Origin of the sequence: Paenibacillus lentus, assembly GCF_042714055.1 — a bacterium.
Classification (GTDB): Bacteria; Bacillota; Bacilli; order Paenibacillales; family Paenibacillaceae; genus Fontibacillus; species Fontibacillus lentus_A.
On record NZ_JBHGVC010000001.1, the window covers coordinates 74,999 to 86,779 of the forward strand.

The 11,781-nt window shown below is 48.9% G+C and carries 11 protein-coding genes and 2 pseudogenes; 7 read left to right on the forward strand and 6 right to left on the reverse strand.

Going from position 1 to position 11,781, the window contains the following annotated elements; translation table 11 throughout:
* Window positions 1-144: 144 nt before the first annotated feature.
* Complete coding sequence (gene aroC, locus ACE3MQ_RS00325) at window positions 145-1,200, forward strand: chorismate synthase (protein ID WP_379389442.1); 1,056 nt, start codon at window positions 145-147, stop codon at window positions 1,198-1,200.
* Window position 1,201: 1 nt separating this feature from the next.
* Here aroC and ACE3MQ_RS00330 read toward each other — a convergent pair whose 3' ends face one another.
* Window positions 1,202-2,098, reverse strand: a complete 897-nt coding sequence (locus ACE3MQ_RS00330) for a LysR family transcriptional regulator (protein WP_379389444.1) — start codon at window positions 2,096-2,098, stop codon at window positions 1,202-1,204.
* Between the two features lie 132 nt (window positions 2,099-2,230).
* On the opposite strand from ACE3MQ_RS00330, the gene thrC reads away from it, so the two are divergent.
* A complete protein-coding gene (gene thrC, locus ACE3MQ_RS00335; protein ID WP_379389446.1) occupies window positions 2,231-3,499 on the forward strand; it encodes a threonine synthase in 1,269 nt (422 codons plus the stop codon).
* Between the two features lie 138 nt (window positions 3,500-3,637).
* Here thrC and ACE3MQ_RS00340 read toward each other — a convergent pair whose 3' ends face one another.
* A complete protein-coding gene (locus ACE3MQ_RS00340) occupies window positions 3,638-4,816 on the reverse strand; it encodes a copper amine oxidase N-terminal domain-containing protein (protein ID WP_379389448.1) in 1,179 nt (392 codons plus the stop codon).
* A 209-nt stretch (window positions 4,817-5,025) separates the two neighbouring features.
* Between ACE3MQ_RS00340 and ACE3MQ_RS00345 the strand changes: the two genes are divergently transcribed.
* Window positions 5,026-5,883, forward strand: coding sequence for a VOC family protein (locus tag ACE3MQ_RS00345; RefSeq protein WP_379389450.1), 858 nt, complete (start codon window positions 5,026-5,028; stop codon window positions 5,881-5,883).
* A 90-nt stretch (window positions 5,884-5,973) separates the two neighbouring features.
* Here the strand turns inward: ACE3MQ_RS00345 and ACE3MQ_RS00350 are convergent, their stop codons facing one another.
* The 3 genes and pseudogenes from ACE3MQ_RS00350 to ACE3MQ_RS00360 form a co-directional block, all read right to left on the reverse strand.
* Complete coding sequence (locus ACE3MQ_RS00350; RefSeq protein ID WP_379389452.1) at window positions 5,974-6,132, reverse strand: hypothetical protein; 159 nt, start codon at window positions 6,130-6,132, stop codon at window positions 5,974-5,976.
* A gap of 348 nt (window positions 6,133-6,480) precedes the next feature.
* Window positions 6,481-6,795 (reverse strand): annotated as a pseudogene (locus ACE3MQ_RS00355) (methyl-accepting chemotaxis protein); the annotation flags it as partial.
* A gap of 60 nt (window positions 6,796-6,855) precedes the next feature.
* Window positions 6,856-7,452, reverse strand: coding sequence for an HD-GYP domain-containing protein (locus ACE3MQ_RS00360; protein ID WP_379389454.1), 597 nt, complete (start codon window positions 7,450-7,452; stop codon window positions 6,856-6,858).
* A 196-nt stretch (window positions 7,453-7,648) separates the two neighbouring features.
* Here ACE3MQ_RS00360 and ACE3MQ_RS00365 point away from each other — a divergent pair, with 196 nt between their 5' ends.
* Complete coding sequence (locus tag ACE3MQ_RS00365; protein WP_379389456.1) at window positions 7,649-8,617, forward strand: tyrosine-type recombinase/integrase; 969 nt, start codon at window positions 7,649-7,651, stop codon at window positions 8,615-8,617.
* A 535-nt stretch (window positions 8,618-9,152) separates the two neighbouring features.
* Here the strand turns inward: ACE3MQ_RS00365 and ACE3MQ_RS00375 are convergent.
* Window positions 9,153-9,408, reverse strand: a pseudogene (locus ACE3MQ_RS00375) (TetR/AcrR family transcriptional regulator); the annotation flags it as partial.
* A gap of 114 nt (window positions 9,409-9,522) precedes the next feature.
* On the opposite strand from ACE3MQ_RS00375, the gene ACE3MQ_RS00380 reads away from it, so the two are divergent.
* The 3 genes from ACE3MQ_RS00380 to ACE3MQ_RS00390 all read left to right on the forward strand — a co-directional run bounded on the left by ACE3MQ_RS00380 (window position 9,523) and on the right by ACE3MQ_RS00390 (window position 11,780).
* Window positions 9,523-9,960, forward strand: a complete 438-nt coding sequence (locus ACE3MQ_RS00380) for an Rrf2 family transcriptional regulator (protein WP_379389458.1) — start codon at window positions 9,523-9,525, stop codon at window positions 9,958-9,960.
* Between the two features lie 111 nt (window positions 9,961-10,071).
* Window positions 10,072-10,713: an NAD(P)-dependent oxidoreductase gene (locus ACE3MQ_RS00385; RefSeq protein ID WP_379389460.1), complete on the forward strand. Its 642-nt coding sequence runs from the start codon at window positions 10,072-10,074 to the stop codon at window positions 10,711-10,713.
* 194 nt (window positions 10,714-10,907) lie between these two features.
* Complete coding sequence (locus ACE3MQ_RS00390; protein WP_379389462.1) at window positions 10,908-11,780, forward strand: alpha/beta hydrolase; 873 nt, start codon at window positions 10,908-10,910, stop codon at window positions 11,778-11,780.
* The last annotated feature ends 1 nt before the right edge of the window (window position 11,781 follow it).

Here is an 11,781-nt window from a genome sequence, read left to right on the forward strand (position 1 = left end):
CAAATTTGAATATCATCACATTATTTGGCATAAATCCACTCTATATCAATCGATTGAATTTTGAATTTCATTTATATCATTGAGCAAAGTATAATGAGAGATATAGGACGATGTCAACATCGAGCGAATGAGGGAGAGATTGATATGGCAGGTAATACATTCGGAGAAGTATTCAAAATCACGACGTTCGGAGAGTCGCACGGGGCGGCTGTCGGTGTCATTGTAGATGGAGTTACGCCGGGAGTGGAGCTGACCGAGGCTTACATCCAGGCGCAGATGGATCGCCGCAAACCGGGTCAATCCTCGGTGACTACGCCGCGCAAAGAGTATGACATTATTAGCATTAAATCCGGCATGTTTGAAGGAAAGACTACAGGGACACCGCTTTTCATCATGCTGGAAAACAAGGATATGCGGCCCGAGGCATACAGCGATATTCAAAATGCTTTTCGTCCGGGTCATGCCGATTACACTTATTTGCAAAAATACGGTATTCGCGATCATCGCGGCAGCGGCAGAGCCTCAGGCAGAGAGACGGCAGGTAGAGTGGCTGCTGGCGCGGTCGCCCGTAAGCTGCTGGAGCATCGCGGAGTTCAAGTAATAGCTTATACGAAGGAGCTTGGCGGAATCCGCTGCGAGACCTATAACGAAGATATCATTGAGCAGAACGCGGTACGTGCCTGTGATCCGGATGCCGCCGTGCGGATGATTGAGCGGGTGGAGCAGCTTTCAGCCGCAGGAGACAGCTGCGGCGGCATTGTGGAGTGCCGAATCCGCGGTGTGAAGGCGGGGCTGGGGGAGCCGGTCTTTGATAAGCTCGATGCGGAGCTTGCCAAGGCGATGCTCTCGATCGGAGCCGTGAAAGGGATCGAGTTTGGAGCGGGCTTTGCCGCAGCGGACATGCTGGGCAGCGAGCATAACGACGAGATGAACGCCTCCGGATTTTTGAGCAATAATTCCGGCGGAATTTTGGGAGGGATAAGCACGGGGAATGAAATTATCTTCCGTATCGTCGTCAAGCCGACCTCGTCGATATCCGTTCCTCAGCAAACGATGAATATTCGAGGCGAGGAGCAGCAAATTATTACGGAAGGCAGACATGATCCTTCCATTTGCCCGCGGATTATTCCGGTCGTTGAAGCGATGGCCTGCCTTGTGCTTGAGGATCATTACAAGCGGCAAGCCGCAATGCTTGGATAAGTCAGGGCTTTACGCCTTCTTGCTGAACCAGCTCCAGAAAAGACTTGGCTTGCGGAGGCAGGGGATCGCCGGAACGTACGCAGCAGGAGATAACGTTGCTCGCCTTAAGGCCTTCGGCTTCGATCCGCATTAGCGATCCGTTCTCCACGTAGGAACGAGCCTCCATGGCCGATGTCAGCGTAATCCCCAGCCCGGCGAGCGCAGCCCGCAGAGCCTCCTGGGGCCCATTTACCCGAACCGAAGGCAGCGGTTCGGGTATTTCTGCTGTCCGGCAGAGTGACAGCAGAGCCTCAAGCGTATAGCTTCCCGGTTCCCTGAGTACAAAGGGAGAGGCGAGCAGTTTAGCAGGGGCTGCGCTTCGCCCCGCGAGAGGATGTTCCGGAAGTGCTACAAACCAGAGCTCGTCTTCGTAAACAGGGATGGAGTCAACGCTGGCCGGGAGCCGCCTGCGCGAGCCGCCGATCCAGGCCATATCCGTCTCAAAACGAAGCAGCTTGTCGATCGCGAACTGCACATTGCCCGATATCAGACTGATTTCAACCTCGGCATGCTTCTGCTGATACTGCGCCAGCCATGTCGGCAGTAAATAATTTGCCGGCAAATAGGTTGCTGATATTTTCAGGCTGCCAATACGGCCTCGCTGATAAGCATCGCACTGCTTGTCGATTTCCGCTTCCAAGGCAAATAGCCTGTCCGCTTGGGCGGCAAGCCAATTCCCCGCATCGGTCAACACGACATTTCTTCCTTCCAACCGCGTCAAGCGTATTTGTAATTCCATCTCCAGCTTGCGCAGCTGCATGGTAACAGCCGGCTGACTAATCTTAAGTTCTTCGGCAGCCTTGCTTACTCCCCCAGCTTGTGAAATTCGATGAAAGATGCGTAATGCATGAAGGTTCATAAAATTTATCCTCCAATAAACATAAATTTTATTTATATATAACTAAATTATATATATTATTCTTATTTATCGCTATCCGTTATGGTATTTGTAGAATTACAAATTCACCTGCTAAGCGAAGGAGAGAATAGGATGACAAATAGCGTAAATCAGGGACATATGCTAATCTGCCTGGAATGCGGGGCAGAGATCAGCGGACATTGGCGGATTCGCTGCGAGTGCGGGGGAATATTGGAGCTTCAGCGTGATTTAAGCGGTTTGGATGGAGAACGGTTAAAGCGGATTTTTGAACAAAGGCTGCATTTACGGGGAAGTATTCATGCCAGCGGGGTGTGGAGATATGCGGAGCTGATCGCTCCAGAGCTTCCGGAAGCGGCCATAATTACGAGGGGAGAGGGAAACACGGGCTTGTACCGTTCAGAGGCCTGCGCCGCGTACGCAGGAATCAGGGAAATCAGGCTGAAGGCGCAGAGCGAGAATCCGAGCGGCTCCTTCAAGGATAACGGCATGGTGGTTGCCGTCTCGCATGGGTTGTCCTTGGGAAGAGATGTCTTTGCTTGCTCCTCTACCGGAAATACCTCGGCATCACTCGCCATGTATTCGGCTTGGTGCGGTCGTGCTTCCCTTGTTATCGCACCGGCCAGCGATATTTCCCCGGCAAAAATCAATCAGACGATCGCATATGGTGCGCAAGTGATCCGTTTTGATGGAACATATGATGACGGAATCACATTTTTGGAGCGTTGGGGCGATGAGCTTGGCCTCTACGTGTGTAACTCGTTGAACCCTTACCGGATCGAAGGGCAGAAGAGCATCGTCTATGAGCTGGCACAGCAGCTTGGGTGGAAGATGCCGGATTGGATCGCGATCCCCGGAGGCGCGCTTAGCAATGTTTCCGCACTGGGCAAAGGATTAGACGATTTATGGCGGCTGGGCATGATCGATAAGCTGCCGCGTATCGCGCTTGTCCAGGCCGAAGGAGCGAGTCCGTTTCATCGAATGGTACAGAGCAACGATCAGACGCTTATACCTGATCCGCATCCTCGTACGCGAGCCAGTGCCATGAATATCGGCAATCCGCCGAGCTGGCGCAAGGCATTGTTTGCACTGGAGCTGAGCCACGGCGTAACGGTATCCGTCAGCGATGAGGAGATTATGCGGGCTAAGCGGGCTATTGACCGCAGTGGAGTCGGCAGCGAGCCGGCTTCCGCCGCAACGGTAGCCGGGCTGAAGAAGCTGCGTGCGGATGGCGTGATCGATCCGGAGGAGACTGCGGCAGCGATCTTGACGGGGCATATGCTCAAGGATGTGGATGCGCTGGAGGAGATGTATGGAGAGGAAATGATTCATCTGGGCGATGAGCCTTTGTCGCCGGAGCGTGTCAGGGATATGATGCCGTAATAAAGAAAGAACCGGGGTGCAGCCCGGTTCTTCTTCGTTTTATGTCGCATGTTAACCGGGATTCGCATCTAGTGCAAATCGGGATAACGTTTCTCCGTATGGGGTAATAAAGCCGCCGCCCTCCATGGATGATTACTGCTAATTCAGCTTGTATGTGTACTTCTTGTCCTTGCTGCCCAAAGGACTGAGATTCTCAAATTGCAGCGAGCCATCCGGAGCCTCGCCCATAAATACGAGGTCATCGCCCCGATACGGCACATCGTTCATTTCGGCATATTCGCGTTCTACTCCGCTTAAGAGCTCTTGGTAGAGAAGAGTGGCCGATTGATCCTTTAGATTGATCAGGGTGAGGTGTCCGCTCAGGTTTGGCCGGATGAGCAAATAAGATGAGGCAACAGCCAGAACGGAGTGGTTCTCGTCCTTCCCGGTCAGCTTGGGCAGGTCATACTCTTGGATGATGCGGCCTTCCTGGTCGATGATCGTAAGCTGCTTACCATCGTTCAGGACAGCATTTCCGTCATGATCCAGCAAGGCATTTTTCTCATACCTTTGAAAGTAATAGGCTTTGCTTTGTTTAACAAGCTGATTGTCTTTGATCATCGCCGTGTAAACGTCGGTATGAACGTGGGGCTCGCCATAGTTGTCCTCGACTCTAATGATATAGCTATGTTGTTCGCTCGGCATGCTGTAGGCGGTGATATCCAAAAATTCCTTGACGTCTATTTCTAGCTGTCCAACGTGAACCGGATCAGCTTCAAAGGGATGGGCAAAATATACGTCGCCCGTCTTTTTATTTAGCCAAATGGTTATATTGACGCCGCCTCCTTTGGCATAGAGAGATTGCTGAGTAAGAGATACGGTCTTTGATGAAGCAGTCCAATCCACGCTGGCTCCGATCGCTTCCGAGAAGAAGCGAACCGGGACGAAGGTACGCCCGTTTTTGACGAAGGGCGGAGAATCCAGCTTCACGGTTTTCCCATTCATCATCGCGGTTGAAGTATTCAATTTCATGGAAATAACGCGATTTGGGTACGTCATCGTCACATTATTATCCTTCGCATTCCAGAACACAACGCTGCCCAGCAGTTCGCTGACATCCCGTAAAGGCAAATAGACGGTACCCTTGTGCATCAATGGCGCTGACGAAGGCGAATATTCCTGGCCGTTGATGGTCAGCTTGATATTCGATTGCGCCTTGGCGCTGCTTGCCGCTGCAGCAGTTGCAGAAGCCGATGAACAGGCCAGAGGGACGGTAGATAGCAGGGCGGCCAGCCCGATCATGGCGATTTTGGTTGAAACGCGTTTTGTGATGTTCATTTTGATCTCCTTACTGCATGTGTTTTTGAAACGCTATTGTATCATATTAAGACGATCCAATTGGTTAAAAGTTGCACATTACTATAAGGACTAACCATTAGCAACAGGGCTGTTGACAAAAAGTTTAAGTGTAACTATACTGATTACAACAGTTGTAACTGTATTGATTACAAGTTGCGCGCACACTATAACGGGAGGAGCCGTTTTACATGGCGAAATCGATACATCCACAGGCTGAAATAGGTCTGGTTCGTTTGAAAGTACAAAATTTGGAGCGCTCCATTATTTTTTATAAAGAGGTCATTGGGCTGCAGCTTTTGAAGCAAGAGGGCAATGTGGCAGAGCTGACCGCGGATGGAAGCAATGCATTAGTTATCCTGGAGGCGAATGGCGACTACCGCATATCCCAAAATCGTTCCTCCGGTCTTTATCATTTTGCAATTTTACTGCCTGACAGATTATCGCTAGGATTAGCGCTGCGTAATTTGATCAAGCATAACATTGCGGTCGGTCAGGGAGATCACCTCGTAAGTGAAGCCCTTTATTTGAATGATCCGGATAATAACGGGATCGAAATCTATGCGGATCGGCCGCGGGATACTTGGCAGCGTAGTGCTAACGGAGAATATGTGATGACAACGGATCCGGTGGACATCGACGGACTGCTGCAAATTTCGGAGCAGGCACACTGGCAGGGGCTTCCTGCGGGAACGGTGATCGGCCACGTCCACTTTCACGTCGGAAATTTACAGCAAGCGAAGCGGTTCTACTGCGATGTGCTCGGTTTTGAGGTTACGGCTCATTACGGCTCGGCTGCATTATTTATTTCGGCGGGCGGCTATCATCATCATATCGGGCTTAACACCTGGGCGGGGGTAGGGGCTCCTCCTGCGGCTATTGACGCTACGGGTTTAGCGTATTATACCGTAACGCTCCCGGATCGGCAGGCTATTGCCGAAGTGGAGGAGCGAATTAGACAGGCGGATTTATCTTACGAGCGTCAGGATGATGTTATTGCTTTAAGCGATCCGTTCGGCATTCATGTTCGTATTGGCTTGAAAAGATAAAATCATCCTGCTTTAAAAACACCGAAGCGTATGGGGCTTACGATCCCATGCTTCGGTGTTTTTGGCTTGCTCTGCAGGCGCAGGGAGCCGTTATCCGTGAGTTTTCTTCTGGATAGGACAGAGGATCGCCTCTGGAAGTACCCATAATGCAGCGACGCCGACCAACAGGGCAAAGCTGATCGTGATGATCGTCCGCGGCACATCCAGCCAATCGGTCAGAATGCCGCCAATAAACGGCCCAGTAATCATGCCGACGGATTGCAGAATATTAAATAGTCTTTTAATGCCTATTTTTCAAGCTCAAACCAAGACCGCAAGACAGTTTTACTCCAAGAGATTTCTTGTATTATGATGCGGAGAAAGAGGGACTGGTTTGGATCTATGCCTTGACCGACTACATGGATTCCGAAGGGGATGAAATTATTGATTTTGAAGGCGGTTATTATGTGACATAGCATTACAAAGACGGGGAGCATGAAGAGAATGAACGCTTGTTCAATTACAATAGGAAGAAAGTTCTTTCGCATGAAGAGGCCTTTTCGTAGAAAAATTGACTCCCGAAAAGGCCTTTTATCAATAAAATAATCCGGTTTAATCTTAAAGCTTGAAGACGGAAACGGAACGCTGCAGTTCTTCTGCCAGTTGGGCTAGCAATTGAGCGATGGCAATCTCGTCAACCTTTTGACCGGCATCATTGACGTAGCTGACGATATGCCCCAAAGAATCTCCGGTACGTTCGGACAATTCCGCATTTTCCTGCACGGATTTTACACTAGGGCGCGTATTCTCCTGCATTCCTTTAATGATGCCCGTAATTTGTTTGTTCGTGGCTTCGCCGCTCCGTTCGGCCAATTTCCGCGCCTCGTCGGCGACAACCGCAAACTTGCGTCCTTGTTCACCGGCTCGCGCGGCTCAATAGCGGCATTACTCGATATACTGCTTCTGATCTGTAGAATGCATGCGCATGTTTCCCTACCTTTCCTGAATAAACCCGAAATAAGAGGTGTCCGACTCGAACAGTTCAAGCGTCAGGCAGGTGATAACGGGATCGAACTGGATTGCTCTGTTCCGCCATAACTCCCGCCTGACCTGTTCCAATGGCAAACTTTGACGGTATGGCCGTACGCACATCATGGCGTCAAAGGCATCCGCTACAGAGCAGATGCGAGCCAGTAATGGAATGTTCTTTTCTCTCAATCCATGGGGGTAACCTTGCCCATCCCAACGTTCATGATGATGAAGAATCACTTCTATGATCGGTTCTTCAAAATCGGAAATGTTATGTAAAATGTCGGCGCCCACCTGCGGATGGAGTCTGATGATCTTCCACTGGTGCGGGGTAAGGGGCGCGGCTTGCTCCAACACATCCAAAGGCAGCATGATTTTGCCCAGATCGTGAAGAAAGCAGCCGCGCAGTAAGTTTTCTTTCTCGTAGACCTCCAGATTCATCTCGGTGGCTATACGTTCTGCCAGCATAGCTACCCGTATACTATGCCGATAGACTTCGGGACGTTTTTCACGCATAAAGTTGATCAACTGAATCAGTGATGTTGAATCTTGCCGTAGCATTACCTGATTATCCATAAATTTTTGCAAGGAGCTCAAGATGTTCTCTCCTTTTTTTAAAAGTTAAGGTGTTAACCTTGGCGAAAAGACTCCTTTCCTTGTAAGACATCACCTCCGGCAGATCTGTGAATAATTTTCCTCCTGGCCGCAGCAGGTCGTATAATGATAATTATCCGACAAAATTGAGGAGGATAGATGAATGACTACCAGTGGCAACATGAATCTTGCAAACCAGTTGACTTTGCTGCACACGAGTTCGAATAATTATAGCGATGATAAAATCGTGAACATGTTTGTAAGTGCCTGCTGTACGGCAGACAACACGAAAAGGAGTTACTTGAGGGCCATTCATTGTTTTCGGGAGTTCATCGGGTTCGAGAAGCTTGATTCGGTAACATGGAGGGAGATTGAGGCCTTCAAGCTGTATCTGCAGCAGCGTGAGAAACTGACCACCAAACGCGCGTTGGCTCCGGCTAGTATCGCCGCTTCCATTGCCCCGCTAAAATCGCTGTACAAGTGGGGGAGCGACAGCAACGTAGGCTTTTTTACAAGGAATCCTACATCGAACGTACGCTTGCCGGTTATTCAGGTGACAAGCCACCGGAATTTTTTAACCAAAAAAGAAGTAGGGTTGTTGCTAAAGCATCTGCAGCAGCAGAGTCAACGTAATTATTTGATGGGGTTGTCGCTCGTATTACTTGGTTTGCGGGTGTCCGAACTGACTTCTATATGCTGGGGAAATTTCCACACTGATCCTATGGAGTCGAGTATTTGGCTTACGCTTCATAATACAAAAGGAGGGAGGGCAAGAGAAATAAAGGTGCCTGAGCAGTTATGGAAAATAATTGCCGAATATACGAAGAGTCTTTCTGGGGGCATGGAACCATCTGGTACGCTTAAGCTGTTTCCTATTACTACAAGACAAATTGAACGCATCATTCGTAAAGCCGGAGAAAATAGCGGAATTACAAAAAAGCTAACGCCCCACTGGCTGCGGCATACCAACGCAACCTTGGCCTTGCTGGGAGGAGCTTCGCTTCAGCAAGTACAGGAAACGCTCGGGCACGCGCATATCAACACGACTCAGCGATATTTGCATACTGTAGAGCAAATGAAAAAAGCAGCTCCGGACTATGTACAGGACTTCTTAAAGGAATTTATTCACTAATGCACTATGCAAAAGTGTGCTATTTGGCCTATAATTTGAATAAGTACTCCGTAAAATCCTATTTTTTTCTACATTTTTACCCATGTCTCTTGTCGGATAATTATCATTATACGACCTGTTTCATCATTATTATTAATTTAGCTTTTTTGTTATTCTTTAAACAATACAATTGCTTAAGTTATTTATTTCCAATTTCTTTTGGATCCTAATTACATATCGTTCTATGAACATATAATAGAGGCAACGCTTTCCGGAATTAAATCAATAACCCAGCCTCAGATCGTTGTTAACTTGGGCAGGGGGGGGGGCGACGATCTTAAATATGGACGTTCGTTTCTGGCGGCGTCTCCCGCCAGGCTTTTTTATGTGCACGGTTTTTCTTTTTTGTAGCATATTCACGTGGGTTGAGCATAACAGGCTGTATGAATAGTAACCTGATTGAGATTATTGGCGCACCTGCGTTGCAGGGAAACAAGCTCCAAACGGGTGCAAGGTCTACATTCAGCACATAACCATTGAGAGCCATTTTGGCTCACTGTTCGGGGAAATGCCGCTTCATTTGCTCCAGCGTTCCTTAAATCATAGAACTCCCAATGCTTCGGCAGTACGTTCATGACGCCTTTTATTTTCACATTTAAGGAGAGCTTCTCATCTTGAATAATTTGCTCGGTAATATTGTTCATTTCAGCAAAGGTCTGATCCATAATGGCAGAGAGAATATCGACCTTGGAGGAGAAGTGCTCATATAAGGTTCGCTTGCTGATCCGCAGGCGTCTCGCTAAATCGTCCATCGTAAGACCGTTTCATTGTGTTATTAAAGCTCTTTTCCAATAAGAAATCAAATCGTACACTTGACGACGGTTCCAAGTTGTAACTATAATAGTTACATCGAGAGGGTGTTTAACATGAAAATTAGCAGTCGGTTCTCGATCGCCGTACATATTATGTCATTACTGGCGATTGCTCCGAATTCCCACAGCACCTCTGAATGGATTGCTGAGAGTGTAGGCACGAACCCTGTTGTCATCCGCAGGATTTTAGGGCAATTGAAGAAGGCTGAGCTGGTTCAGGTTCGGGCAGGCAGCGGTGGGGCCTATCTGTTAAAAGGGCTGAACGAGGTTAACCTGCTGGAGGTCTACCGTGCGGTAGACGTCGTGGAAGAAGGACAGTTATTCCACATTCATCAAGAACCCAAGCCGGAGTGTCCCGTCGGCGCAAATATTCAGGCGGTGCTCCAGCTATTGCTGATCCGGGCCCAGGAAGCGATGGAAAAGGTGCTGCAGGAGATTACTATGGAAGAGCTTGTCAATGTCCTGGCCAAAGAAATAAAGAAAAAGGTGTAAGGATGCACCCTTTTTTTTAACCTCGATGTAACATCGGTGGTTACAACGAAAAAGACAAAACGTGCAAACAACCCTTTCGATAAAAATCTAAATCAAGTGGAGGTAAGTTCAATGAAAATCGGAATTATCGGCGCAAGCGGCAAAGCAGGAAAACTCATCGCCAAGGAAGCGATCGCTCGAGGACATGAAGTCACCGCCATCGTTCGCGATGCAGCGAAGCTTGGCGAGTCGGAGCAGAATGCCGTTGAAAAGGATATTTTTACAGTTACCTCTGATGATTTGGCTTCATTCGATGTCGTGGTAAACGCATTTGGAGCGCCGCACGGTCAGGAGCAGCAGCATGTCGAAGCTGGCCGCGTATTGATCCAGGCTTTGCAGGGAGCGCCTAATACCCGGTTAATCGTCGTTGGCGGTGCAGGCAGCCTGTACGTCGATGAAGCCAAAACAACCCAGTTGATCGATACGCCAGAGTTTCCGGACGCATATAAGGCGACAGCAAGCAATCAAGGCCAGAATCTCAAGGATTTGCAGCAGTCCAGCGGCATACAATGGACATTCATCAGCCCGGCTGCATTCTTTAATCCGGAAGGCAAGCGTACGGGAGCCTATCAGCTAGGGAAAGATCATCTCTTGTTGAATGCCAAAGGAGAGAGCTACATCAGCTACGCCGACTATGCCATCGCGGTTCTGGACGAGATCGAGCATCCGCAGCATTTGAATACTCGGTTCACGGTAGTATCTGAGGCTGAATAATCATTAACATTAGCCTGCCAGACAGAATAGAGGCCCTTCGAAAAACCGATCTTTACTCGGGAGCGAAGGGCTTTTTTGTATGTTTAAAATGGACGTATTGTACGAAGAACAGGCGAGCGGTCGCTTTATATTGTGAAATGGACGGAGTTCGATGTAAAATGAGTTATCTGGCCAAGGGCATTAAGGAGGATGACATGAAGAAAGAGACGGTTATGTACAAACAGGCCAAGGACTGTATGATTAAGGCGGATATTTACTATAGGGGCAAGCATTCACCCGTCCTCATGTACATCCACGGCGGCGCCTTAATGTTCGGTTCGCGAAGCTGGCTGCCTTTAAACCAAGTCGAGCTGTATTATCAAGCCGGGTTTACGGTGGTAAGCATAGATTATCGGCTTGCTCCCTACACGAAGCTCCATGACATTGTACAGGATATAAGAGATGCGGTGCAGTGGATTAAAACGGATGCGATGCAGCGATTTGAATTTGATGCCGACAAGCTGATCCTTATGGGCGGCTCGGCGGGCGGATATTTAAGCTTATTAATGGGGACGATGGAGTTAAATTTAAAGCCGAGAGCGATCGTTTCCTTCTACGGTTACGGAGATATTCTGGGGGATTGGGTAATGCAGCCTAGCGAGCATTATTGCACAAGGCCTTTAGTCAGCAGGGAACAGGCTTTGCAGGCGATTGACCAAAAAATCGTCTCCGAAGGCGAGTGGGAGCGATTTAATTTTTACTTATACTGCCGACAGCAGGGAACGTGGCTGACAGAAATGTCAGGCCTGGATCCCATCAGGGATCGAAGCCTGTTAGAAATGTACAATCCGATCCATAACATTCAGGACAATTATCCGCCCACCTTGCTGCTGCATGGGGATCAGGATACGGACGTTCCTTATGAGCAGTCCGCCCTGATGTACGAGCAGCTGTTGAAATCAGGAATCTCGGCTCGGCTTATCACTGTTTCAGGTGTGGATCATGTATTCGATCAGCAGCATTTTACGGCGCCAAAGGTGCAGGAGGCTTTCCGGCAGACGGTTGATTTTTTGAAGACTCATGTTTGAG